The organism is Enterobacter sp. ku-bf2, from assembly GCF_001742765.1.
Lineage (GTDB): Bacteria > Pseudomonadota > Gammaproteobacteria > Enterobacterales > Enterobacteriaceae > Enterobacter > Enterobacter quasiroggenkampii.
In genome coordinates this window covers 45,415-68,538 of the sequence record NZ_MDVW01000021.1, presented here as the reverse complement: position 1 = coordinate 68,538, position 23,124 = coordinate 45,415, and the positions used below count along the sequence as shown (strand labels likewise).

The 23,124-nt window shown below is 56.3% G+C and carries 26 protein-coding genes; 6 read left to right on the top strand and 20 right to left on the bottom strand.

Translation table 11 applies throughout. The annotated features are described in order from the left end of the window. Positions 1-4: 4 nt before the first annotated feature. Complete coding sequence (gene pta, locus BFG58_RS20055; RefSeq protein WP_008502877.1) at positions 5-2,146, top strand: phosphate acetyltransferase; 2,142 nt, start codon at positions 5-7, stop codon at positions 2,144-2,146. Between the two features lie 117 nt (positions 2,147-2,263). Here the strand turns inward: pta and BFG58_RS20050 are convergent, their stop codons facing one another. The 5 genes from BFG58_RS20050 to BFG58_RS20030 form a co-directional block, all read right to left on the bottom strand. Next, positions 2,264-3,217 (bottom strand): transketolase family protein, encoded by a 954-nt coding sequence (locus BFG58_RS20050; RefSeq protein ID WP_045908729.1) that lies wholly within the window; start codon positions 3,215-3,217, stop codon positions 2,264-2,266. Further along, positions 3,210-4,040 carry a transketolase gene (locus tag BFG58_RS20045; protein ID WP_069720443.1) on the bottom strand — a complete coding sequence of 277 codons (831 nt, stop codon included), beginning with the start codon at positions 4,038-4,040 and terminating at the stop codon, positions 3,210-3,212. The genes BFG58_RS20050 and BFG58_RS20045 overlap by 8 nt, the downstream gene beginning before the upstream one ends. After that, positions 4,037-5,428, bottom strand: coding sequence for a PTS ascorbate transporter subunit IIC (locus BFG58_RS20040; RefSeq protein ID WP_023617386.1), 1,392 nt, complete (start codon positions 5,426-5,428; stop codon positions 4,037-4,039). Before BFG58_RS20040 ends, BFG58_RS20045 begins: the two co-directional genes overlap by 4 nt. Positions 5,429-5,449: 21 nt before the next feature. Next, positions 5,450-5,722 (bottom strand): PTS sugar transporter subunit IIB, encoded by a 273-nt coding sequence (locus tag BFG58_RS20035; RefSeq protein ID WP_024908960.1) that lies wholly within the window; start codon positions 5,720-5,722, stop codon positions 5,450-5,452. An 80-nt stretch (positions 5,723-5,802) separates the two neighbouring features. Next, positions 5,803-6,246: a PTS sugar transporter subunit IIA gene (locus tag BFG58_RS20030; protein WP_069720442.1), complete on the bottom strand. Its 444-nt coding sequence runs from the start codon at positions 6,244-6,246 to the stop codon at positions 5,803-5,805. A gap of 234 nt (positions 6,247-6,480) precedes the next feature. On the opposite strand from BFG58_RS20030, the gene BFG58_RS20025 reads away from it, so the two are divergent. Beyond that, positions 6,481-7,500: a LacI family DNA-binding transcriptional regulator gene (locus BFG58_RS20025; RefSeq protein ID WP_024908958.1), complete on the top strand. Its 1,020-nt coding sequence runs from the start codon at positions 6,481-6,483 to the stop codon at positions 7,498-7,500. Between the two features lie 3 nt (positions 7,501-7,503). On the opposite strand, the gene yfcD is transcribed toward BFG58_RS20025, so the two are convergent. From yfcD to yfcF, 3 genes are read right to left on the bottom strand one after another with little or no spacing between them, the layout of a single operon-like run. Then, positions 7,504-8,058 (bottom strand): NUDIX hydrolase YfcD, encoded by a 555-nt coding sequence (yfcD, locus tag BFG58_RS20020; RefSeq protein ID WP_025757169.1) that lies wholly within the window; start codon positions 8,056-8,058, stop codon positions 7,504-7,506. A 55-nt stretch (positions 8,059-8,113) separates the two neighbouring features. Further along, on the bottom strand, positions 8,114-8,665 hold the full coding sequence (yfcE, locus tag BFG58_RS20015) for a phosphodiesterase (protein ID WP_048029677.1): 552 nt from the start codon (positions 8,663-8,665) through the stop codon (positions 8,114-8,116). 56 nt (positions 8,666-8,721) lie between these two features. Further along, the gene (gene yfcF, locus BFG58_RS20010; protein ID WP_069720441.1) at positions 8,722-9,366 is read right to left on the bottom strand and encodes a glutathione transferase; all 645 of its coding nucleotides are present in this window, start codon (positions 9,364-9,366) and stop codon (positions 8,722-8,724) included. A gap of 140 nt (positions 9,367-9,506) precedes the next feature. Here yfcF and yfcG point away from each other — a divergent pair, with 140 nt between their 5' ends. The 4 genes from yfcG (at position 9,507) to BFG58_RS19990 (ending at position 12,041) form a co-directional block, all read left to right on the top strand. Beyond that, positions 9,507-10,136 carry a GSH-dependent disulfide bond oxidoreductase gene (gene yfcG, locus BFG58_RS20005; RefSeq protein ID WP_048029675.1) on the top strand — a complete coding sequence of 210 codons (630 nt, stop codon included), beginning with the start codon at positions 9,507-9,509 and terminating at the stop codon, positions 10,134-10,136. Positions 10,137-10,211: 75 nt separating this feature from the next. After that, complete coding sequence (folX, locus tag BFG58_RS20000) at positions 10,212-10,580, top strand: dihydroneopterin triphosphate 2'-epimerase (protein WP_023616057.1); 369 nt, start codon at positions 10,212-10,214, stop codon at positions 10,578-10,580. A 13-nt stretch (positions 10,581-10,593) separates the two neighbouring features. Beyond that, on the top strand, positions 10,594-11,487 hold the full coding sequence (locus tag BFG58_RS19995; RefSeq protein ID WP_045908733.1) for a TIGR01777 family oxidoreductase: 894 nt from the start codon (positions 10,594-10,596) through the stop codon (positions 11,485-11,487). A gap of 44 nt (positions 11,488-11,531) precedes the next feature. After that, a complete protein-coding gene (locus tag BFG58_RS19990; RefSeq protein WP_048029674.1) occupies positions 11,532-12,041 on the top strand; it encodes a GNAT family N-acetyltransferase in 510 nt (169 codons plus the stop codon). Between the two features lie 98 nt (positions 12,042-12,139). On the opposite strand, the gene hisP is transcribed toward BFG58_RS19990, so the two are convergent. The 12 genes from hisP to BFG58_RS19930 all read right to left on the bottom strand — a co-directional run bounded on the left by hisP (position 12,140) and on the right by BFG58_RS19930 (position 23,103). Next, positions 12,140-12,913, bottom strand: coding sequence for a histidine ABC transporter ATP-binding protein HisP (hisP, locus tag BFG58_RS19985; protein ID WP_045908735.1), 774 nt, complete (start codon positions 12,911-12,913; stop codon positions 12,140-12,142). Between the two features lie 8 nt (positions 12,914-12,921). Next, a complete protein-coding gene (locus BFG58_RS19980) occupies positions 12,922-13,638 on the bottom strand; it encodes an ABC transporter permease (protein WP_008502590.1) in 717 nt (238 codons plus the stop codon). Beyond that, a complete protein-coding gene (locus BFG58_RS19975; protein ID WP_014832782.1) occupies positions 13,635-14,321 on the bottom strand; it encodes a histidine ABC transporter permease HisQ in 687 nt (228 codons plus the stop codon). The genes BFG58_RS19980 and BFG58_RS19975 overlap by 4 nt, the downstream gene beginning before the upstream one ends. An 88-nt stretch (positions 14,322-14,409) precedes the next feature. After that, positions 14,410-15,192 carry a histidine ABC transporter substrate-binding protein HisJ gene (hisJ, locus tag BFG58_RS19970; RefSeq protein WP_008502592.1) on the bottom strand — a complete coding sequence of 261 codons (783 nt, stop codon included), beginning with the start codon at positions 15,190-15,192 and terminating at the stop codon, positions 14,410-14,412. Positions 15,193-15,418: 226 nt separating this feature from the next. Then, complete coding sequence (gene argT / locus BFG58_RS19965) at positions 15,419-16,201, bottom strand: lysine/arginine/ornithine ABC transporter substrate-binding protein ArgT (RefSeq protein WP_069720440.1); 783 nt, start codon at positions 16,199-16,201, stop codon at positions 15,419-15,421. 291 nt (positions 16,202-16,492) lie between these two features. Then, positions 16,493-17,062, bottom strand: coding sequence for a UbiX family flavin prenyltransferase (locus BFG58_RS19960; RefSeq protein ID WP_045908736.1), 570 nt, complete (start codon positions 17,060-17,062; stop codon positions 16,493-16,495). An 89-nt stretch (positions 17,063-17,151) separates the two neighbouring features. Further along, positions 17,152-18,669 carry an amidophosphoribosyltransferase gene (gene purF, locus BFG58_RS19955; protein WP_021241570.1) on the bottom strand — a complete coding sequence of 506 codons (1,518 nt, stop codon included), beginning with the start codon at positions 18,667-18,669 and terminating at the stop codon, positions 17,152-17,154. A gap of 33 nt (positions 18,670-18,702) precedes the next feature. Further along, positions 18,703-19,191 (bottom strand): colicin V production protein, encoded by a 489-nt coding sequence (gene cvpA / locus BFG58_RS19950; protein ID WP_000262116.1) that lies wholly within the window; start codon positions 19,189-19,191, stop codon positions 18,703-18,705. Positions 19,192-19,356: 165 nt separating this feature from the next. Next, complete coding sequence (dedD, locus tag BFG58_RS19945; protein ID WP_045908737.1) at positions 19,357-20,055, bottom strand: cell division protein DedD; 699 nt, start codon at positions 20,053-20,055, stop codon at positions 19,357-19,359. Then, positions 20,045-21,313 carry a bifunctional tetrahydrofolate synthase/dihydrofolate synthase gene (gene folC / locus BFG58_RS19940; RefSeq protein WP_069720439.1) on the bottom strand — a complete coding sequence of 423 codons (1,269 nt, stop codon included), beginning with the start codon at positions 21,311-21,313 and terminating at the stop codon, positions 20,045-20,047. The genes dedD and folC overlap by 11 nt, the downstream gene beginning before the upstream one ends. A gap of 70 nt (positions 21,314-21,383) precedes the next feature. Then, positions 21,384-22,289 carry an acetyl-CoA carboxylase, carboxyltransferase subunit beta gene (gene accD / locus BFG58_RS19935; protein ID WP_023312564.1) on the bottom strand — a complete coding sequence of 302 codons (906 nt, stop codon included), beginning with the start codon at positions 22,287-22,289 and terminating at the stop codon, positions 21,384-21,386. A gap of 154 nt (positions 22,290-22,443) precedes the next feature. After that, positions 22,444-23,103: a DedA family protein gene (locus BFG58_RS19930; RefSeq protein ID WP_069720438.1), complete on the bottom strand. Its 660-nt coding sequence runs from the start codon at positions 23,101-23,103 to the stop codon at positions 22,444-22,446. Positions 23,104-23,124 lie beyond the last annotated feature (21 nt).

Below are 23,124 nucleotides of genomic sequence, written 5' to 3'. Positions count from 1 at the left end.
AACCGTGTCCCGTACTATTATGCTGATCCCTACCGGAACCAGCGTCGGCCTGACCAGCGTCAGCCTTGGCGTGATCCGTGCTATGGAACGCAAAGGCGTTCGTCTGAGCGTCTTTAAGCCAATCGCCCAGCCACGTGCCGGTGGCGATGCGCCAGACCAGACCACCACCATCGTTCGCAAGAACTCCAATCTGCCGGCGGCCGAACCGCTGAAGATGAGCCACGTTGAATCTCTGCTGTCCAGCAACCAGAAAGACGTGCTGATGGAAGAGATCATCGCCAACTACCATGCTAACGCGCAAGACGCGGAAGTGGTGCTGGTTGAAGGTCTGGTGCCAACCCGCAAACACCAGTTTGCCCAGTCTCTGAACTTCGAAATCGCGAAAACCCTGAACGCAGAGATCGTTTTCGTGATGTCTCAGGGCACTGATACCCCAGAGCAGCTGAACGAGCGTATCGAACTGACGCGCAGCAGCTTCGGCGGCGCGAAAAATACCAACATCACCGGCGTGATCGTCAACAAGCTGAACGCGCCAGTGGATGAGCAGGGCCGTACTCGCCCTGACCTGTCCGAGATCTTCGACGACTCGTCCAAAGCGAAAGTCATCAAAGTTGACCCGGCTAAGCTGCAGGAATCCAGCCCGCTTCCGGTTCTGGGCGCGGTGCCATGGAGCTTCGATCTGATTGCCACCCGTGCAATCGACATGGCGCGTCACCTGAACGCGACCGTGATTAACGAAGGCGACATCAACACCCGTCGCGTGAAGTCCGTGACCTTCTGTGCGCGTAGCATTCCGCACATGCTGGAACACTTCCGCGCAGGTTCCCTGCTGGTGACTTCCGCAGACCGTCCTGACGTTCTGGTTGCAGCCTGTCTGGCCGCAATGAACGGCGTGGAAATCGGTGCGATCCTGCTGACCGGTGCCTACGAGATGGACCCACGCGTCAGTAAGCTGTGCGAACGCGCGTTCGCTACCGGCCTGCCGGTCTTCATGGTGAACACCAACACCTGGCAGACCTCCCTGAGCCTGCAGAGCTTCAACCTGGAAGTGCCGGTTGATGACCACGAGCGTATCGAGAAAGTTCAAGAATACGTTGCAGGCTACATCAACGCAGACTGGATCGAATCCCTGACCGCGACCTCCGAGCGCAGCCGCCGTCTGTCTCCTCCAGCATTCCGTTACCAGCTGACCGAGCTGGCGCGCAAAGCGGGCAAACGCGTTGTTCTGCCAGAAGGCGACGAACCACGTACCGTTAAAGCGGCTGCTATCTGTGCAGAGCGCGGCATCGCGACCTGTGTGCTGCTGGGTAACCCGGATGAGATCAACCGCGTAGCGGCCTCTCAGGGCGTTGAGCTGGGCGCAGGCATCGAAATCGTTGACCCTGAAGTGGTTCGCGAAAGCTACGTTGCCCGTCTGGTTGAGCTGCGTAAGAGCAAAGGCATGACCGAAGCCGTTGCGCGTGAGCAGCTGGAAGACAACGTGGTGCTGGGCACGCTGATGCTGGAGCAGGACGAAGTTGACGGTCTGGTTTCCGGTGCGGTTCACACCACGGCGAACACCATCCGTCCACCGCTGCAGCTGATCAAAACCGCGCCAGGCAGCTCTCTGGTGTCTTCCGTGTTCTTCATGCTGCTGCCTGAACAGGTTTACGTTTACGGCGACTGCGCGATCAACCCGGATCCAACTGCAGAACAGCTGGCTGAGATCGCTATCCAGTCCGCAGACTCCGCGACCGCTTTCGGTATCGAGCCGCGCGTGGCGATGCTCTCCTACTCCACCGGCACCTCAGGTGCAGGTAGCGACGTAGAGAAAGTGCGTGAAGCGACCCGTATTGCGCAGGAAAAACGTCCTGATCTGATGATCGACGGCCCACTGCAGTACGACGCCGCGGTCATGGCTGACGTTGCGAAATCCAAAGCGCCGAACTCACCGGTTGCTGGTCGCGCTACCGTGTTCATCTTCCCGGATCTGAACACCGGTAACACCACCTACAAAGCGGTACAGCGTTCTGCCGACCTGATCTCCATCGGGCCAATGCTGCAGGGCATGCGCAAACCTGTGAACGACCTGTCTCGTGGCGCATTGGTAGACGATATCGTCTACACCATCGCGCTGACGGCGATCCAGTCTTCGCAGCAGCAGTAATTGTAAGGTCTTGCCGGATGGCGCTTCGCTTATCCGGCCTACAGGACCGTAGGCCCGGTAAGCGCAAGCGCCACCGGGCAACAAAAAGGCGACCACTTAACCGGTCGCCTTTTTTATTTACAGCAGCTCGCGCGCCGCCGATACAATGTCATGAGCCGTCAGGCCATACTCTTTCTGCAGGAAATCCTGCGTTCCCACCTGGCCGTAACGCTCCTTGACGCCCACCCGCCGCATCGGCACCGGGCAGGTTTCCACCAGCACTTCCGCCACCGCCGACCCCAGCCCGTTGTGAATGCTGTGGTTTTCACAGGTCACGATGCGCCCGGTTTTCTCGGCGTAGTTTTTCACCAGCATCCGGTCGATGGGTTTCAGGGTAAACATGTCGATGACCGCCGCGCTGACACCCTCCTGCTCAAGCTGGCGCGCGGCTTCCAGCGCTTCCGACACCATGATGCCGTTGGCAATCAGAGTGATATCACTCCCCTCGCGCAGCACGTTGCCTTTTCCGATGGTGAAGGTGGAGCCCGGGGCATACACGCTCGGCGCCTGCTTACGGATGGTCCGCACCCAGTAGAAGCCGTCAAGATCGATAAGCTGGCGCAGCACGTCCTCAAACATCACCGCATCAGTGACTTCCAGCACCACCGAGTGCGCCAGACCGCGTACGATGCCCATATCCTCAAACGACATATGCGTTCCGCCGTTGTGGCAGGCCGTCACACCCGCATCCGACGCTATCACTTTCACGTTGTTGCGCTGATAGTCCAGGGACATAAACAGCTGGTCAAAACAGCGGCGGCTGGCAAAGGCGGTGAAGGTGTGAACGAACGGCTTGCGTCCGGTAAGCGACAGCCCGGCTGCCGTGCCGATGACGTTAGCTTCCATAATGCCGCAGTTAATCACGTGCTGCGGATAATCGCGCGCCACGCCGTCCATTGCCATCGAGCTCATCAGGTCTGCTTCGAGCGCAATGATGTCACTTCCGGCCTCAATCTGTTTTGCCACGAAGCCAGCGTAAACTTTACGCATCTCAACGGCGTCTTTCTGTCCTGCCGGTGCAACCTTAATCATGTGAAGCCTCCAGTTGGCGAATCGTCTCGTTGAGGGCGGCTTTGCTCTCCGCGGTCAATCGCAGATGGTGTGAGTTGCTGAGCTGCTCCAGATACGGCACCCCCTGGCCTTTGATGCTGTCGAGGATGACGACTAACGGACGCGCATCGGCTGTCGGGATGCGCGATGTCACTGCCAGCAGACCCGGAATGTCGTCCCCCTTCACCGTCACCACGTCAAAGCCAAAGGCGCGGAATTTGCCCTCCAGGTCAAACGCGCTGATGATCTCGTCCAGCTCGCCGTCGAGCTGCTGTTTGTTCCAGTCGACAAATACCGTCAGGTTGTTCAGGCGATGGTGGGCAATAAACTGGAACGCCTCCCAGCACTGCCCTTCGTTCAGCTCGCCGTCGCCGACGATGCAGAAGACCCGATTCGGTCGCCCGGCCAGCCTGTGCGACAGCGCCATGCCGCCCGCGATGGAAATCCCCTGCCCCAGCGAACCGGTAGTGGCGTCCACGCCGCGCGTTTTTAGGCGGTCCGGGTGGCTGGGCAGGCGCGTGCCGTTCTGGTTGAGGGTACTCAGCTCTTCTGTCGGGAAGTAGCCCTTGATCGCCAGGGTACTGTAGAGCGCCGGGCCCGCATGGCCTTTCGACAGGACAAAGTAGTCTCGCTCCGGCCAGTCCGGATCCGCCGGGTCGATTTTCATCACCGCGCCGTACAGCACGGCCAGGGTTTCTACCACCGACATGCTGCCCCCGTAGTGGCCAAAGCCCAGCTGCGTCAGGGATTTCAGCGTCTCAAGACGAATCTGACGCGCGAGTTCGGTTATCTCTTTCTCATTCATGATTTGGCTCCGGTGTTTTCCTGCGCGTTACCGCCCGCAGGTTTGTTTTTCGCGAAGACGTTGTACGCCACCAGCAGCGCGAACAGCGCCACGACCAGCCCGGTGATGGCCAGCGGCGACAGGAAGCGCGCCAGGTTGCCGAGGACAATCCCGACCGCGCCGAAGTCGGCGTCAGAGAAGGTGGTGTTGGCAAAGCCAATGGCGCCCAGTACCGGCAGCAGCAGGACTGGCAGGAAGGTAATCAGCAGGCCGTTGGCAAAGGCGCCAATCATTGCACCACGACGTCCGCCGGTGGCGTTACCGAACACGCCCGCCGTTGCGCCGGTGAAGAAGTGCGGCACCACGCCCGGGAGGATCAGCACCCAGCTAAACTGACCGCAGATGAACAACCCCACAATCCCGCCGAGGAAGCTGAACAGGAAGCCAATCAGCACCGCGTTAGGCGCATAGGGGTACACCACCGGGCAGTCCAGCGCAGGACGCGCGTTCGGCACCAGTTTTTCCGAGAAGCCGGTAAAGGCTGGAACGATTTCCGCCAGAATCAGGCGTACGCCCTGCAGAATGATGAACACCCCCGCCGCGAAGGTGATCGCCATGATGATGGCGTAGACGAGGTAGTTCTGCCCGGCGCTGAAGGTGGCTTCGACGTACTCGCGCCCGGCGCTCACCGCCATGATCAGGTAGATAATCATCATGGTCAGGGAGATGGAGATCGAGCTGTCGCGCAGGAAGCTCAGGTTCTTCGGCAGGTTCATCTCTTCCGTTGAGCGGGATCCTTTGCCGACCTTGCTGCCAATCCAGCCGGACAGCACGTAGCCCAGCGTGCCAAAGTGGCCGAAGGCAATCTCATCGTTGCCGGTAATGCGCTTCATGTAGCGCTGAGCAATCGCCGGGAAGAAAGCCATGATCAGGCCAAGGATCAGCGACCCGGTAAAGACCAGCCCCACGCCCTCAAAGCCCGCCACCGTCAGGATCACGCCAATCATGCACGCCATATAAAACGTGTGGTGTCCGGTCAGGAAGATATACTTCAGGCGGGTAAAGCGGGCGACGATAATATTCGCCACCATCCCGAAGGCCATAATCAGCGCGGTCGCTGCACCGTATTTTTCCAGTGCAATGGACACGATCGCTTCATTGTTTGGAATAATCCCCTGGATAGTAAAGGCGTGTTCAAACATACCGCCTAAGGGATTTAATGACCCGACCAGCACCGTGGCGCCGCCGCCCAGTACAATAAAGCCCAGGATGGTTTTAATGGTCCCTTTCACCACGTCTGAAAACGCTTTTTTCTGCGCAACCAGACCGATTAACGCAATTAAACCCACCAGCACCGAAGGGACTTTTAAAATATCAACAACGAAATTCAGCGTTTCAAGGATAAACATATCCACCTCGCCTTATCAGGGTTATTGTCTTTCGAACCAGCCGCGCAGCTGCGCTTCAAGTTCGTTGATGTCGATGATGTTGTTGATCACCACCAGCTGGCTTTCCGGCACGCTGGCGCTGGCGGCAATGTCTTTTGCCATCACGAACAGATCGGCCGCGCCCGGCGTGGCTGAGGAGAGATCGGAGTGTTCAACCTCAGCTTCAATCTCCAGCTTTTTGAGCACCTTTTTAATATTCATTTCGACCATAAAACTACTGCCCAGGCCAGAACCGCAAATAGCCATGATTTTCATTGTTGTCCCCTTATTTTGAGTAGAGTACGCCCCATCACGCTGACGCGTAATGTTGTGAAAAACCGGATTAAAGAATTAAATCAGAAGCGGTTAATAATCGTTTTAATTTCCTCCAGGGTATTCACCTGATGCAGTTCGGCCATATCGGTATCGCTGGAAAATAACTCTGCCAGCGACGAGATCATCTCGATATGGCTATTTTTGTCGGGTGCCGCGAGCATAATAATGACGTCGACAGGGTCAAACTCACCGGCACCAAACGAGACGCCCTGTTTTAGTTTTAATAACGACAACCCCAGTCCTTTGGCGCCTTCCTCCGGCCGCGCATGCGGCATCGCCAGCCCTGGTGCCAGCACATAATAAGGTCCTAACGTGTGGTGCTGCTGGATGATGGCCGTGACGTATTCAGGCTCAATCACCTGCAAATCCAGCAGCGGCTTCGCACACAGCTCCAGCGCCTGCGGCCAGTTTTCCACGCTCTCCTGCAGCGTGATGGTTGTATCATATATCCATTTTTTGAGCACTTTTCACTCCCGCGACACGCTTAAGATGAGCAAACTTTATTCAACGCATCACTGATTGACTGCGATCGCGATCACAAAGATAGCGCTACCAATGGTTATCATGCAGAAATGTGATAGCGCTATCAAATTGCAATCACGTTGCTAAATCACAGCAAAAAAAGGGATTTAAGGCGTATACTGCCTGTCACGTGAAACGAAGGAAAATAAGAACGCGTCTGGTCAGCAGGAAGGTGTATGTCTCTAACCCGAAAACGGCGCAGTACTGGTAAAGTGACACTCGCCGATGTCGCACAGCTTGCCGGTGTGGGCACGATGACCGTGTCCCGTGCGCTTCGCACGCCCGAACAGGTTTCCGATAAACTACGAGAAAAAATTGAAGCTGCCGTGCAGGAACTGGGTTATATGCCTAATCTTGCCGCCAGTGCCCTGGCCTCGGCGTCGTCATGGACGATAGCCATGGTGGTGCCCAACCTCTCCGAAGCAGGCTGCTCTGAGATGTTCGCCGGGCTACAGCAGGTGCTGCAACCTGCCGGGTATCAGATCATGCTGGCTGAGTCCCAGCATCGTCTTGAGCAGGAGGAGAAACTGCTGGAGACGCTGCTGGCGTCGAACATTGCCGCCGCTATCCTGCTCAGCGTTGAACATACCGACACCGTTCGCCACTGGCTGAAAAACGCCTCAATTCCGGTGATGGAGATGGGCGCCATGCGCGCCGATCCGATTGATATGAATATCGGGATTGATAACGTGGCGGCCATGTATGAGCTCACGGAGATGGTCATTAAGCGCGGCTATCAAAATATTGGCCTACTGTGTGCCAATCAGGAGCAGTGGATTTTCCAGCAGCATCTGCAGGGCTGGTACAAAGCCATGCTTCGCCACCATATGTCGCCGAACCGGGTCATTAACGCGGCGATGCCGCCGAGCTTCTCGACCGGCGCGGCGCAACTGCCCGAGTTCCTGCTGGCCTGGCCGGAGCTGGATGCGCTGGTGTGCGTCTCTGACGAGCTGGCCTGTGGCGCGCTGTACGAGTGCCAGCGCAGGCGAATCAAAGTGCCGGACGATCTGGCGGTGGTAGGTTTTGGCGATAGCGACGTGAGCCGCGTCTGTCAGCCGCCGCTGACGACCATGGCGGTGCCGCATCGTAAGATTGGAATTGAAGCCGGGAAAGCGTTACTGGAGCGCCTGAATGGCGGAGACTGGCGCGATCAAAAGCCCATCGCGTCCAGTCTGTGTCTGAGAGAGAGTTGCTGAAGCTTACTCAGCCTCTTCCTCTTTCTCTGATTTGGTCGATTCGTTATTGGCGTTGCGGCTCATCCAGAGCGCCAGCGCTTTTAACGAATCCGGCGTGAACTCGTCGCAGCGCGCGGTAATCTCCTCCGGCGTCATCCAGTTCACTTCGCTGACTTCTTCTTCCTGCAGGGCGAACGGGCCGTGAGAGACGCAGCTAAACAGCCCGCCCCAGACGCGACAGTGTTCATCCTCGAAGTAGAACTGCCCGTGCTCGGCAAACGGCACACCGGCAATGCCTAACTCTTCTTCCGCTTCACGACGCGCGGAATCCAGCAGCACTTCATCCGCCTGGACGACGCCACCTGCAGTCGCATCCAGCATACCCGGGAGAAAATCTTTCGTGTCCGTGCGGCGCTGAACCAGAATTTTACCCATACCGTCATGCACAACGATATATGTCGCACGGTGACGCAGGCGCTCCGCACGCATTTGCTCGCGGCTGGCCTGCGCGATCACTTCATTCTCTTCGTTGACAATGTCAACCCACTCTGTACTTGCCAAATGACTCTGCTCCACCATCGGGAAACCTTCTCTTCTAAGCGCTCTTTCGGCGCGTTTGCAGTTGAGGTGTAACTTACGGATTAATCGCTACCTGCGCAATAACTTGCTGATCATTAAGTGCGATAACGCTCAGGGTATTTCCTTCCAGCATGCCGTAGCTCGCAGGATACCCGCCTTTTGGGATGCTGACCGAGCCCGGATTAAAGTGATAAATCTCACCGCGTTTTTCCGCAACCGGAATATGAGTATGACCGTAAACCAGGACATCGCCAGCCGCGAGGGCCGGAAGATTATCCGGGCTGAAAAGATGTCCGTGGGTCAGGAACAGGCGGTGTTGTTCAAGCAGCACCTGTTGCCACGGTGCGGTAAGAGGGAAATGCAGCAGCATCTGGTCCACTTCGCTGTCGCAGTTGCCGCGAACGGCAATGATGCGCGAGGCGGACTGGTTGAGTTTTTCCGCGACCTGCGCAGGGGCATAGCCCTCCGGCAGCGCGTTGCGCGGGCCGTGATTCAACACGTCGCCCAAAATAATCAGCCACTGCGCACCGCTTTGTGCAAACAGGGAAAGGACACGCTCGGTAGCGGGCAGCGATCCATGGATATCCGACGCAAACATCAGTTTCATCAGTCACTCCTCGGGAAAACAGACTGCCCCCATGATACCTGAAGCGGCAGGGCTTATCAGCCCACGCGCTTAGCCGAGAGTGCCACATAGCGCTGCACGGAGGCACGCTGCCACTGGAACGCGGCATAATCCACCAGCAGCTGCGGCACCTCATCACCGTTGAGGATCAGGCGGTTTAACATCAACGCCAGATCGGCATCGGCAATGCACCACTCGCCAAACAGGTTTGGGTTGCCATGGGCGAGCAGCGAGGTGGCGGTTTCAATCAGCTTCTGCGCGCTTTCTGCACCTTCTGCGCTGAGGGCTGGCTTTTTCACCCCGGCAAACACAACGTCCGTGGAGCGTTCGACGCGAATCGGCACCAGATCGCTTCGCAGCCACGCCTGGATCTGCCGCGCCCGGGCGCGCTTTTGCAGATCGTGAGGATAGATACGTTCCCACTCCGGGGGGGCGAACCGATCTTCCAGATACTCATCGATCGCCGACGATTCGCTCAGGGCAAATCCATCAATCTCCAGCACCGGCACGCGTCGGGTCAGATCGTAGCCCTGCCAGTGCGGTTTAAGATGCTCACCACCGTCAAGATCAACGGTCTTCAGCGTAAAGGTGAGCCCTTTTTCGGCCAGCGCAACGTATACGCTCATAACATAGGGGGAAAAGAAGTTCGCATCGGACCACAACGTGATGACGGGCTGGTTCATAACATCCTCATAGGCTGATCGGTTTTTATTCAACATATAATCTCTTTGCCTCGCTGTCACTTGATGAAAACTCACGATTTACAACAACCACCTATACTCTTTTGTCATGGCACCACTCTTCGCATGGACAGGAGTTGAGAATGATCGACCTTTATTACGCCCCTACCCCAAACGGCCATAAGATCACCCTCTTTCTTGAAGAAGCCGAGCTGGATTACAGGATCATTCGCGTGGATATCAGCAAAGGCGAACAGTTCAGCCCTCTTTTTCTGGCTATCTCGCCGAATAATAAAATCCCGGCCATTATTGATAACCAGCCAGCGGACGGGGGCAGACCGTTGAGCCTGTTTGAATCCGGTGAAATTTTGCTCTATCTGGCAGAGAAAACCGGCAAGCTGCTGAGCGGCGAGCTGCGTGAGCGTCACCATACCCTGCAGTGGCTTTTCTGGCAGGCGAGCGGGCTGGGCCCCATGCTGGGTCAAAATCATCACTTTACCGCTTACGCCCCGCAACCCATTCCTTACGCGATAGAACGCTATCAGGTCGAGACGCAGCGGCTCTATGACGTTCTGAACCGTCGGCTGATGAAAACGCCGTGGCTCGGGGGCGATCATTACAGTATTGCCGATATCGCCTGCTGGCCATGGGTGAATACGCATGAAAAACACCGAATTGACCTGGCCTCTTACCCGGCGGTAAACAACTGGTTCGAGCGCATCCGGACCCGCCCGGCGACCGAGCGGGCGATGCAAAAAATCCAGCAAATTTAACCCGGTATGAGGCTGGGTGCCTGTGAGGCACTCATGTATTATGAGCAGGAAATACTGACACGGAGAAGACCTGCAATGTCACAGCCAGACGCCATTATTCGTATAAAAAATTTACGCCTGCGTACCTTTATCGGTATCAAAGAGGAAGAGATCGCCAACCGTCAGGATATTGTCATTAACGTGGTGATTCACTATCCCGCAGACAAAGCGCGCGCCAGCGAAGATATCAATGACGCGCTGAACTACCGCACAATCACCAAGAACATTATCCAGTTTGTGGAGAATAACCGCTTCTCTCTGCTGGAAAAATTAACTCAGGATGTGCTCGATATCGCACGCGAACATCACTGGGTCACTTATGCTGAAGTTGAGATCGATAAACTTCACGCCCTGCGCTACGCCGATTCCGTCTCCATGACGTTAAGCTGGCGGCGCCAGGCGTAAACCTGGAGGTTGTATGAAGATTTTGCTGACCGGCGGTACAGGCCTGATTGGTCGTCACCTCATTGCGCGTCTGCAGGCCTTGCATCACGACATTACCGTGGTCACGCGCAGCCCGGAGAAAGCGCGTCAGGTGCTGGGGGCGGGTGTCGATATCTGGAAAAATCTGGCCGATCAGCAAAATCTGGACGGCTTCGACGCCGTCATTAACCTCGCGGGTGAACCCATCGCCGATAAGCGCTGGACGGAAGAGCAAAAACAGCTGTTATGCAGCAGCCGGTGGAACATCACCGAAAAGCTGGTCGAGCTGATCCGCAACAGCCACACGCCGCCTTCCGTGCTGATTTCGGGTTCCGCCGTGGGCTACTACGGCGATCTTGGCGAGGTGGTGGTGACCGAGGAAGAGCCGCCCCATAACGAGTTTACCCACAAACTCTGTGCCCAGTGGGAGCGTATCGCCAGTGCGGCGCAAAGCGATCGAACCCGCGTCTGCCTGCTGCGGACCGGTGTCGTTCTGGCGCCGAAAGGCGGCATCCTGGCGAAGATGCTTCCCCCTTTCAGGCTCGGACTCGGGGGCCCCATTGGTAATGGCCGTCAGTATATGGCCTGGATCCATATCGACGATATGGTCAACGGGATTCTCTGGCTACTGGATAACGATCTGCGCGGGCCGTTCAATATGGTTGCGCCGTATCCGGTGCGTAATGAACAGTTTGCTCACGCGCTGGGGCATGCCCTGCACCGTCCGGCAATTTTGCGCGTGCCTGCCACGGTCATTCGTCTGCTGATGGGTGAAGCGTCTGTTCTGGTATTAGGCGGACAGAGAGCGCTGCCAAAACGACTGGAAGCGGCCGGGTTTGCGTTCCGCTGGTATGAATTAGAAGAGGCGCTGGGGGATGTGGTGCGGTGAATATGGTACAGTGACAGGCCATTTTCCGAAGATATGGCGTCACAATGGCAACCATCACCACACCCCGACTTCACCTCACCCCTTTCGAACCCACTGACTGGGCCTTCTTCCGCTCGCTGCGTGAAGATCGCGCCATCATGCGCTATATGGCCGCCATCGCCCCGGAAAAAGAGACCCGACGCGTGTTTGCCGCGCGACTCGCTGCTGCTCATGTGTTTGTCATTCGCGCCCGGGATGATGATACGCCGCTGGGCGATATCGGCCTGCAAATCAGCGCAGAGAATCGTGAAGAGGCGGATATCGGTTATACGGTTGTGCCTGCCGCGCAGGGGAAAGGTATCGCCAGCGAGGCGCTGCGCGCGGTGTGTGATTACGCGTTCAACCAGACTGGCGTGAAGGCGATTAACGCGTACGTGCTGGCGGACAACGGCGGTTCGGTGCGGGTGCTGGAGAAAGCCGGGTTTGTGCGTATGCAGGTGCTGGAAAAGGCGTATGAGATTGACGGCGTGCGCTATGACGACTGGGTGTACCGGCTGGAGTGTCGTGCGGCCTGAATGCCGGGCGGCACTGCGTTTGCCCGGCCTACGGTTTTGTAGGCCCGGTAAGCGAAGCGCCACCGGGCGATTGGCCTGCACTACGGTCTGATGCCCTCTTACTTCAGGGAGCCTTTAAGGAACTGCTGCAAACGCGGACTTTGCGGGTTCGCCAGCACCTCGTCCGGGTGTCCCTGCTCTTCAATTTTCCCCTGGTGCAGGAAAATCACGTGGTTCGAGACGTTACGGGCGAAGCCCATCTCGTGCGTCACCACCACCATCGTTTTGCCCTCTTCAGCCAGCTTCTGCATGATGCGCAGCACTTCGCCAACGAGTTCCGGGTCGAGCGCGGAGGTCGGTTCGTCGAACAGCAGCACCTCGGGCTCCATCGCCAGCGCGCGCGCAATGGAGACACGCTGCTGCTGACCGCCGGAGAGATGCACCGGGTATTTCATTTGCTGGCGCTCGTCGATGCCCACTTTTGCCAGGTATTTCACCGCGCGCTCGCGGGCTTCATGCTTGCTCAGGCCAAGCACCTGAACCGGCGCTTCCATCACGTTCTCCAGCACCGTCATGTGGCTCCAGAGGTTAAAATGCTGGAACACCATCGTCAGACGCGTACGCAGCAGACGCAGCTGGTGCTTATCGGCCACCTTCAGCTGACCGTCTTTGTCACGCACCAGGTTGATGTTCTGCCCGCTCACCACAATCGAGCCTTCGCTCGGCTTTTCCAGGAAGTTAATGCAGCGCAGGAAGGTACTTTTACCCGAGCCGGATGAGCCGATGATACTGATCACGTCGCCCGCGTTAGCCTGCAGCGACACCCCTTTCAGCACTTCATGTTCGCCGTAGCGTTTGTGCAAATCAATAACGTTTAATTTGTTCTCAGCCATCATCTTTCTCAGTGCGTCGAAGAAGGTTTTATATGCTGCAACCAGCGTTTTTCAGCCTTACGGAACAGGCTAATCAGAACATAAGAGATAATTAAATAGAGCACCGCCGCAATGCCAAATGCGGTAAACGGCTGATAGGTCGCGGAGTTAATATCGCGCGCGATTTTAAGCAGATCCGGCACCGTCGCGGTAAAGGCAAGCGCGGTCGAGTGCAGCATCAAAATCACCTCATTACTGTACGCCGGTAACGCGATACGCAAGGCCGACGGCAGAATGATGCAGCGGTACAGTTTCACCGACGAGAAGCCGTAGGCCCGCGCGGCTTCAATCTCACCGTAAGGGACAGAGCGAATTGCCCCCGCGAAAATCTCGGTGGTGTAGGCGCAGGTGTTGAGCGTCAACGCCAGCACCGTACAGTTCAGACCGCTGCGGAAGAACGCATTCAGCATCTCAGTGCCTTTTACGATCTCAAGCGTGTACATCCCCGAGTAGAACACCAGCAGCTGCACGTACAGCGGCGTACCGCGAAACACGTAGGTGAAGAGCCAGATCGGGAACTGGATAAATTTATTGTTCGACACGCGGCCAATGGCGAGAAACACCGCCAGAATTCCGCCCATTACCACGGAGGAGATCAGCAGCCAGAGCGTAATCGCCACGCCGGTAAAGCGGTAGCCATCCGTCCACAGCAGCGATTTCCAGTATTCCTGAATAATCTCAATCACAGGTCAGCCCTCTTCACACCCACGGAGTAGCGACGCTCGAGCAGAAGCAGCACACCATTGGAGACGGTCGTAAAGACCAGATAAATCACGCCACAGACCACCGCAAAGTAGAACGGCTCCCAGGTACTCTTGCCCGCCAGTTGAGTCGCTTTCACGACGTCTTCCAGACCGAGCAGCGAGACCAGCGCTGTCGCTTTGAGGATAACCTGCCAGTTGTTGCCGATGCCCGGGAGCGCATAACGCATCATGGCCGGGAACATAATCCGACGAAACGTTTGTGATGAGGTAAAACCAAATGCGGTTGCCGCCTCAATGTGACCTTTCGGCACGGCCATGTAAGCACCGCGGAAGGTTTCGGTGAAGTAGGCGCCGTAGATAAAACCGAGGGTAATAATACCGGCCACCATTGGGTCGATATCAATTTGTCCCATGCCCATCGCGTCCGTCACGCTGTTCAGCGCAATCTGCAGACCGTAAAAGATAAGCAGCATCAGCACCAGATCGGGAACGCCGCGAATAAGCGTGGTGTAGCCTTCAAAGATCAGCGCCAGCGGTTTGTTAGCCGAAAGCTTCGCCCCTGCGCCTGCCAGTCCTATCAGCACCGCCAGCACCACGGAGCTGATAGCCAGCTCAAGGGTGACAAGCGCGCCCTGTAAAATAACGCCAGAAAATCCGTACAGCATACCGCGAGCCCTGTCGTATCGTGAGTGGTGGAACCGTGTCTTTTCCCCTCCCGCCGTGGGAGGGGCCGCACGTTATATGACGGGGCGATTAGCCGCCGTAAACATTAAAATCAAAGTACTTTTTCGCCAGCTTGTCGTAGGTGCCGTCAGCGCGCATTTCAGCGAACGCTTTGTTCAGCGCCTCACGCAGTTCGTTGTCTTCTTTGCGCAGGCCCATACCGGTGCCCACACCAAACAACTTCACATCCTTAATGGACGGGCCGCCAAACTTGTAATCTTTACCCACCGGCGTTTTCAGGAAGCCTTCGCTAGCCGCGACTTCATCCTGGAATGCGGCATCAATTCGGCCTGCCGTCAGGTCAGCGTAGATATTTTCCTGGCCCTGATAGGAGACAATTTCAATCCCCTTCGGTGCCCAGTGTTCGTTACCGTAGGTTTCCTGAGTAGTGCCCTGCAGCACGCCCACGCGTTTGCCCTTCAGCGACTCCAGCGTTGGCTGAATGTCAGACGATTTCGCCACCACCAGACGTGAATCGGCCGCGTAGAGTTTGTCGGTGAAGGCAATCTCCTGCTGGCGTTTTTCGGTGATGGAGAGGGAGGACATGATCACGTCGATTTTTTTCGCTTTCAGGGAAGGGATCAGCGCATCCAGCGGGTTCTCAACGTAGGTACACTGTGCTTTGATGCGTTTGCACAGCTCATTGGCCAGATCGATGTCAAAACCGACCAGTTCACCCTTTGAATTCTTCGATTCGAACGGCGCATAGGTAGGGTCGGTACCAATGCGAATTTTCTGCGGAATAGCTGCGAATGCCGCGGTGGCGCTGGAAAAGGCCAGTACCAGTGATAATGACAACACGAGTTTTTTCATATTTGTCCTCAACAAACTGTCTTCATACGGGATTTTTACGACGACGGGGTGGTGCTAATGTGCCATTAATCCCCTCAGTCAGGCAAAGATTAATGCCTTTCAGGCGGGAATTTTTGCATTATAAATGCGTAAGTATGCACAAAGCGATCCAATACGGTGCAACACATGCACCGTATTGGGTCAACCGCTCCCGTAACGCACCGTAACGGTGCGTTACCGCCAGGTGTTATTCACCGTATACGTTGAAGTCGAAGTATTTCTTCGCCAGTTTGTCGTAAGTACCGTCTTTACGCAGCTCCGCAAAGGCTTTGTCAAAGGCGGCTTTCAGCTCGGTATCATCCTTACGCAGGCCAATCCCGGTGCCGTCACCAAAGTACTTTTTGTCTTTCACCGACGGGCCTGCAAACGCGAATTCTTTGCCCGCAGGCTGCTTCAGGAAGCCTTCGCTCGCGGCGACTTCATCCTGGAATGCCGCATCCAGACGGCCTGCCGCCAGGTCAGAGTAAATCAGATCCTGGTTCTGATAAGCCACCACGTCTACGCCCTTCTCACGCCAGTTAGCATTGGCATAGCCTTCCTGCGTCGAACCCTGAAGCACGCCGACGTGTTTGCCTTTCAGCGAGTCGATGTTGGGCTTAATCGGGGAGCCTTTAGGGGCAATCAGGCGAGAATCCGCGGCGTAGAGCTTGTCAGAGAAGGCAATCTCCTGCTGGCGTTTTTCGGTGATGGAGAGAGAAGAGATAATGGCGTCGATTTTCTTGGCTTTCAGCGACGGAATTAACGCGTCAAAGTCGCTGCCCACCCATGTGCATTTCACCGCAATACGCTTGCACATTTCATTACCCAGATCGATATCAAACCCCACGAAATCGCCTTTCGCATCCTTGGAAGAGAATGGCGCGTAGGTTGCGTCTGTACCGATACGTACCGTCTGTGGAAGCGCTGCGTAGCTACCTGCTGCCGCACTTAACCCCACGAGCAAAGACAGAGCCAGAACCGTCTTCTTCATACATTTACCCTCAAGTACCGTGATTTTATTATGTATTGTGTTGTGTGTTGTGTTGCAGGCTTCATCTTGCAGGTCTTATGCCACATTGCCGTCTGGTCAAAACTTCGACGTTAAATATGTTAATAAAACGTTGCGATATTGCCTTAATGGTGAAAGATAGCAGGTCTGCCGAACGAACCGGAGAGAGAAAAAGGGAAAAAACGAATTAAATGTCGAGGATATGATCGCCGTTGCATAATTGCCCTGAAACAGGGCAACTTGTCTTTTCATGCACCTGGTTTGTGCACAGATTCAGGCACCCTGCCAGCGGGTGAAGAGATCGTCGGGCAGGTCGATGTCAAACTGATCGAGCACCCGGTTAACCGTCTGATTGATGACGTCGTCCAGCGTTTGCGGGCGATGGTAGAACGCGGGTACCGGCGGCATGATGACCGCGCCCAGCTCCGCAGCCTGCGTCATTAAGCGCAGATGGCCCAGGTGCAGCGGCGTTTCCCGCACGCACAGCACCAGAGGACGCCGCTCCTTCAGCACCACATCCGCCGCGCGCGTCACCAGGGTGTCCGTATAGCTATTCACAATGCCGGAGAGCGTTTTAATTGAACAGGGCAGGATAACCATGCCGGCTGTTTTAAATGAGCCTGAGGAGATGCTGGCAGCGATATCACGGGCATCGTGAACGACATCCGCCAGCGCCTGAACATCGCGCAGGGAGAGATCGGTTTCCAGCGAGAGGGTCTGCCGCGCCGCCTGGCTCATCACCAGATGGGTTTCGACGTCCACCACGTTACGCAGAACCTGTAACAAACGTACGCCGTAAATCGCGCCGCTGGCGCCGCTGAGCCCAACTATGAGTCGTTTCATGATTTTCGCCCTTACTGATTTCAGGGCAGACTGTGCAGGATTTTCCGGGGAGTTGCAAGTGAGGGCATACGCCCTCACCTGCCAGAGCATCAACCTTCGTTGTGCATCTCCAAGCTTTCAAGATCGTTCTGCAGCTGGACGGCTTTGGCGTCGTCGTTGCGCAGCGAATCAAGATAGTCGAGGTACTGCTGGTCAACGTCCTTGGTCACGTAAATACCGTTGAACACGGAGCATTCAAACTGCTGAATTTCTGGATTCTCGGCACGTACCGCGTCGATGAGATCGTTCAGGTCCTGGAAAATCAGGCCATCAGCGCCGATGATCTGGCGAATTTCATCCACTTCACGGCCGTGAGCGATCAGCTCGTTGGCGGTTGGCATATCAATACCGTACACGTTCGGGAAGCGAATCTCCGGCGCAGCAGAGGCCAGATAGACTTTCTTCGCACCCGCTTCGCGGGCCATCTCGATAATCTGCTCAGAGGTGGTGCCACGAACAATGGAGTCATCCACCAGCAGAACGTTCTTATCGCGGAATTCCGCGCGGTTGGCGTTCAGCTTGCGACGCACGGACTTACGGCGCAGATGCTGACCCGGCATGATAAACGTGCGGCCAACGTAGCGGTTCTTCACGAAGCCCTGACGGTATGGCTTGTCCAGAATGCGGGCGATCTCCAGCGCGATATCGCAGGAGGTTTCCGGGATAGGAATCACCACGTCGATGTCCAGATCGTCCCACTCGCGGGCAATCTTCTCGCCGAGCTTCGTGCCCATATTGACGCGCGCGCTGTAGACGGAAATCTTGTCGATGAACGAATCCGGACGGGCAAAGTAAACGTATTCAAACAGGCACGGGTTGCTGACCGGGTTGTCGGCACACTGGCGGGTAAACAGCTGGCCCTTCTCGGTGATGTAGACCGCTTCGCCCGGCGCCACGTCGCGCAGGAATTCAAAGCCCAGGGTGTCCAGCGCCACGCTCTCAGAGGCAACCATATATTCAGTACGGCCATCGCCGAGGTCGCGCTTGCCGAGCACCAGCGGACGAATGCCGTTTGGATCGCGGAAGGCGACCATACCGTGACCGATGATCATCGCAACGCAGGCGTACGCGCCGCGGATCTGACGGTTTGTCGCGGCAATCGCGGCAAAAATGTTGTCTGCTTCCAGCGGATAGTGACGGAAGTTATCCAGCTCACTGGCGAACACATTGAGCAGGATTTCAGAATCAGAGGTGGTGTTAATGTGGCGACGTTTCTCTTCGAACAGCTTTTTACGCAGTTCATGCGCGTTGGTCAGGTTGCCGTTATGAGCAAGGGTGATGCCATACGGTGAGTTGACGTAGAAAGGCTGTGCCTCAGAGGCGCTGGAACTGCCAGCAGTAGGATAACGAACGTGACCGATCCCCATATTACCTTGCAGACGCTGCATATGGCGGGCTTCAAACACATCGTTTACCAGGCCATTCGCCTTACGTAAACGGAAGCAGTTGTTTGCATCAATGGTGATGATACCCGCAGCATCCTGCCCACGGTGCTGAAGCACCGTTAACGCGTCATAAATCGACTGGTTTACCGGCATGAAACCGGCGATACCGACAATACCGCACATTCGTCTTTTCCTCGTTAAGCCACATCTCAGGGTTTATGCCCTGGGCAAAAAACTCGACGAGCTTTGCAGATAGTCAAAGAACCATCTGATGATGAAGCTGAACTCTGGAATGAGCTGCGATTTCTGCCAGTCTTCGCTTTTGGAGAACCCGGTGAAGGTATCCAGGAAGAACAGAATCGCGGCCACAATCAGCACGCCTCGTAATGCCCCGAAACAGATCCCGAGCACCCTGTCCGTTCCTGACAGACCGGTTTTCTCGACCAGCTGACCTATCACGTAATTCACGATAGCGCCGACAATCAGCGTTGCGATAAACAGCACCGCGATAGCGATTCCATTTCGGACCAGTTCATCTTCAAAGCCCGTGAACCAGACAGACAGGTAAGTGTAGTAATGACTGGCGACAAAGAAAGCACAACCCCAGGTCACCAGCGATAACGCTTCACGAACAAAGCCACGGATCAGGCTAACCAGACAGGAAAAACCAATCACCGCAATGATGGCGTAATCAATCCAGACCATATGTGTCCCACGATTTAACGCCCTGTCATCCAGTTCGGGGCGAATTCTAACAGAAAAAGAAAACGTTTGCGTAGGGATTTCCTTCCCGCGCGTAAATAAAAAAGGCGCTGAAAAAATGTTCAACGCCGTGGCTTATCGCCTCTCTCTTAAAGGAGCAGGTCGTACTTAGTTTGCGCTGTAGCCCATCACCACACCGCTCAGGCCGGAGATCTGCTTCAGCTCACCCAGCGACCCTTTCAGTTTGTCTTTAGACGCTTCTGGCCCCACGAGGATACGCGTAATTTTACCCTGCACCGGCGTGGAAGGTGAAGTGTAAACACGATATCCCGCACTGCGCAGTTTGCTCACGACCTCGTTGACTTTATCGGCATTTTTCAATGCACCGAGCTGCACCACATAGGCTTTACCCGTTGGGGCAGCAGCGTCCTGCTGCGTCGGTTTTGCTGGCGGAGGCGTCTCTGACGCCGCGGCGAGCTGTTCTGCCGCTTTATCACGCTGCGGTTTCGGCTGCGGCTTCTCAACCGGCTTCGGTTTTTCAACCGGTTTAGGCTGCTCGACCGGCACAGGATCGATATCGCTGTTGCTCGTGGCCGCCAGGCGAGACGGGTCGAGCGACGGTGCGGCGGCATCACCCGCGCGCACTTCTTCCGCCGCGCCTTCCGGTGGCTGAGCAGGCAGCGCCTGCGTCGCCGCGGGCAGCATATCCGGCTCATCGCGGTCACCCGGTTTCGGCACCAGAGGAATCGCGGCAAACTCATCCTGATAATGCTTTTTCTGCCCGTCGAGCAGCCCGGGAAGAATAATCACCCCGAGCGCGACCAGCACAATGGTTCCTGTTAAACGGTTCTGAAACTTACTCGCCACCGGTTCTCCCCGCGTCCATCACTTCCATGACATGTGCCACCGTGTGGAATGAACCACACACCAGCACGGTATCTTCTGGTTTAGCATCCGCCATCGCGGCATGCCAGGCCTGCGCCACGCTACTGTAGATTGCGCCTTTGCCGAGATGTTCCATCAGCTGCTCAGCCGTCGCGCCGCGAGGCCCCTCCAGAGGAGCACAATACCAGCTATCGACCACACTCTCCATGCAGGCCAGCGTCCCGCCGATATCTTTATCATGAAGCATACCGATAACCGCCAGCACGCGCCCGGTTTTTAGTAACGATTTGAGACGTCCCGCGAGATACGCCGCCGCGTGGGGGTTGTGCGCCACATCCAGGATCAGGCGCGGTGACTCGCTGACTAACTGAAAACGTCCGGGCAGAATCGCGTTTTGTATGCCCTCGCGGATCGCCTGTTCGCTGACCACGAGGCCGCTGGCGCGCAGTGCCGCCAGCGCGGTGGCTGCGTTCGGCTGCGGCACCTGGGGCAGCGGCAGGTTGTCAAGCGCCCCCTGCGCATCGCTAAAGCGCCAGCCGTTGTCCTGAACCTCATACTGCCAGTCAACACCGCGGCGCAGCAGCTGCGCGCCCTTCTCCTTCGCCACGTCAGCAATGGTATGCGGCATATCCGGCTCGCCGACCACCGCGGGCTTATTTGCCCGGAAAATACCGGCCTTCTCACGGCCGATACTTTCACGATCGGGCCCCAGCCAGTCGACATGATCCAGCGCGATGGAAGTCACCACCGCCACGTCCGCATCCACGATATTGGTCGCATCAAGACGTCCGCCGAGACCGACCTCAAGGATCACCACATCCAGTTGCGCCTGTTTAAACAGCCACAGGGCCGACAGGGTACCGTATTCAAAATAGGTTAATGAGATCTCTCCGCGCGCGGCTTCAATTTCAGCAAACGACGCCGTATGCGCGGATTCCGGCAGCTCGCGGTTCTGTACGCGAACCCGCTCGGTGTAGCGTACCAGGTGTGGAGAGCTGTAAACGCCAACCCTGTAACCCGCCGCCATCAGGACGGATTCCAGCGTACGGCAGGTCGTGCCTTTGCCGTTGGTTCCCGCGACGGTGAACACGAAAGGCGCCGGTTTGAGCACGTCAAGACGCGCCGCAACCTGGCTTACGCGTTCAAGCCCCATATCGATGGTTTTACTGTGCAGGTTTTCCAGATAAGAAAGCCACGTGGCCAGGGGCGACGTGGCTTGGGGAATGCTTTTATTTTCCATAATGCCCGGTTGTCATTAACAGATTAGAAAGCAAAAGGGCAGCGCCAACCGGCCCTGCCCTTTTCAGTTATCAGGCCTCGGGTTCCTGATCCGGTACCACCACGCCTTCGCGCGGTTCATCCGGGTTCGGCGCTGGCAGATTCATCAGCTTCGCCAGGATGCTCGCCAGCTTCAGGCGCATTTCCGGACGGCGGACGATCATGTCGATGGCGCCTTTCTCGATGAGGAACTCACTGCGCTGGAAGCCCGGCGGCAGTTTTTCACGAACGGTCTGCTCGATAACGCGAGGACCCGCAAAGCCGATCAGCGCTTTTGGCTCAGCGATGTTCAGATCGCCCAGCATCGCGAAGCTCGCGGAGACGCCGCCCATGGTTGGGTCGGTCAGCACGGAGATATACGGCAGACCGCGCTCCTGCATCTTCGCCAGCGCTGCAGAGGTTTTTGCCATCTGCATCAGCGACATCAGCGCTTCCTGCATGCGCGCACCGCCGGAGGCAGAGAAGCAGATCAGCGGACAGTTGTCTTCCAGCGCCTGCTCAACGGCACGCACGAAGCGCGCACCGACCACGGAGCCCATTGAGCCGCCCATAAAGGAGAACTCAAACGCAGCGGCAACAGCTGGCATCCCGTGCAGGGTGCCTTTCATGACGACCAGCGCGTCTTTCTCGCCGGTCTCTTTCTGTGCAGAGGCCAGACGATCTTTATATTTTTTGGAATCGCGGAACTTCAGCACGTCTTTTGGCTCAAGCTCGCTGCCCAGTTCTACCAGAGAACCTTCGTCCAGCAGGCTATGCAGGCGGTTGCGCGCCGACATACGCATATGGTGGTCACACTTCGGACACACCTCAAGGTTGCGCTCCAGCTCTGCGCGATACAGAACCTGGCCGCAGCTATCACACTTCGTCCATACCCCTTCAGGAATGCTCGCTTTACGCGTTGGGGTAATGTTGCTTTTAATTCGTTCAATCCAGCTCATTGATAACCTTTCTGCCTGAACCTGGTCGTATGCCAGTTTTGCTATAAGAGGCGAATAATGCCATTTTTGCCTCCAACAGACCATGAATGTTGCACATTAAAACATAACAGCCCGAAACTTTGGATAAAAAAGTGGTCGAACCGCCAGTGTGCATTTACTTCGCTTGCTTTGCCGCCGCACGTTTATGACGAATGATTTCGATAACGCCCGGCAGTACGGAAAGCACAATAATCGCTACAATCAGTAACTTAAGATTTTCCTGAACCACCGGGAGATCGCCAAACAGGTAGCCTGCATAGGTAAACAGCAGCACCCACAACAGCGCCCCCACGACGTTATACATGGCAAAATGACGATAGGACATATGCCCCATTCCCGCCACAAACGGTGCAAATGTGCGCACAATAGGCACAAAGCGCGCAAGGATAATGGTTTTTCCGCCATGGCGTTCATAAAACGCATGGGTTTTGTCTAAATAGCTGCGACGGAAAATTTTTGAATCCGGATTACTGAACAGCCGCTCACCGAATACGCGTCCAATCGTGTAGTTGACCGCATCACCGACGATGGCGGCAATCACCATCAGCACCACCATAAGATGCACGTTCAGATCGTTGGTGGGCAGCGCCGATAACGCCCCGGCAACGAACAGTAGAGAATCCCCCGGCAGGAACGGGGTTACAACCAGCCCGGTTTCACAGAACAGAATGAGGAACAGAATAGCGTAAACCCAGACGCCATACTGCGCGACCAGCTCCGCCAGGTGAACATCAATATGCAGGATGAAATCAATTATAAAACGAATTACGTCCATATTGTCTAAGCCCTAATTGCA

Bases quoted from the DNA above. Each gene is read 5' to 3' on its own strand.
- BFG58_RS20050 (WP_045908729.1), bottom strand. From the start codon at position 3,217: ATGATTAAGGTTGCACCGGCAGGACAGAAAGACGCCGTTGAGATGCGT.
- BFG58_RS20045 (WP_069720443.1), bottom strand. From the start codon at position 4,040: ATGAATGAGAAAGAGATAACCGAACTCGCGCGTCAGATTCGTCTTGAG.
- BFG58_RS20040 (WP_023617386.1), bottom strand. From the start codon at position 5,428: ATGTTTATCCTTGAAACGCTGAATTTCGTTGTTGATATTTTAAAAGTC.
- BFG58_RS20035 (WP_024908960.1), bottom strand. From the start codon at position 5,722: ATGAAAATCATGGCTATTTGCGGTTCTGGCCTGGGCAGTAGTTTTATG.
- BFG58_RS20025 (WP_024908958.1), top strand. From the start codon at position 6,481: ATGTCTCTAACCCGAAAACGGCGCAGTACTGGTAAAGTGACACTCGCC.
- yfcD (WP_025757169.1), bottom strand. From the start codon at position 8,058: ATGGTGGAGCAGAGTCATTTGGCAAGTACAGAGTGGGTTGACATTGTC.
- yfcE (WP_048029677.1), bottom strand. From the start codon at position 8,665: ATGAAACTGATGTTTGCGTCGGATATCCATGGATCGCTGCCCGCTACC.
- yfcF (WP_069720441.1), bottom strand. From the start codon at position 9,366: ATGAACCAGCCCGTCATCACGTTGTGGTCCGATGCGAACTTCTTTTCC.
- yfcG (WP_048029675.1), top strand. From the start codon at position 9,507: ATGATCGACCTTTATTACGCCCCTACCCCAAACGGCCATAAGATCACC.
- folX (WP_023616057.1), top strand. From the start codon at position 10,212: ATGTCACAGCCAGACGCCATTATTCGTATAAAAAATTTACGCCTGCGT.
- BFG58_RS19995 (WP_045908733.1), top strand. From the start codon at position 10,594: ATGAAGATTTTGCTGACCGGCGGTACAGGCCTGATTGGTCGTCACCTC.
- BFG58_RS19990 (WP_048029674.1), top strand. From the start codon at position 11,532: ATGGCAACCATCACCACACCCCGACTTCACCTCACCCCTTTCGAACCC.
- hisP (WP_045908735.1), bottom strand. From the start codon at position 12,913: ATGGCTGAGAACAAATTAAACGTTATTGATTTGCACAAACGCTACGGC.
- BFG58_RS19975 (WP_014832782.1), bottom strand. From the start codon at position 14,321: ATGCTGTACGGATTTTCTGGCGTTATTTTACAGGGCGCGCTTGTCACC.
- hisJ (WP_008502592.1), bottom strand. From the start codon at position 15,192: ATGAAAAAACTCGTGTTGTCATTATCACTGGTACTGGCCTTTTCCAGC.
- argT (WP_069720440.1), bottom strand. From the start codon at position 16,201: ATGAAGAAGACGGTTCTGGCTCTGTCTTTGCTCGTGGGGTTAAGTGCG.
- BFG58_RS19960 (WP_045908736.1), bottom strand. From the start codon at position 17,062: ATGAAACGACTCATAGTTGGGCTCAGCGGCGCCAGCGGCGCGATTTAC.
- purF (WP_021241570.1), bottom strand. From the start codon at position 18,669: ATGTGCGGTATTGTCGGTATCGCCGGTTTCATGCCGGTAAACCAGTCG.
- cvpA (WP_000262116.1), bottom strand. From the start codon at position 19,191: ATGGTCTGGATTGATTACGCCATCATTGCGGTGATTGGTTTTTCCTGT.
- folC (WP_069720439.1), bottom strand. From the start codon at position 21,313: ATGGAAAATAAAAGCATTCCCCAAGCCACGTCGCCCCTGGCCACGTGG.
- accD (WP_023312564.1), bottom strand. From the start codon at position 22,289: ATGAGCTGGATTGAACGAATTAAAAGCAACATTACCCCAACGCGTAAA.
- BFG58_RS19930 (WP_069720438.1), bottom strand. From the start codon at position 23,103: ATGGACGTAATTCGTTTTATAATTGATTTCATCCTGCATATTGATGTT.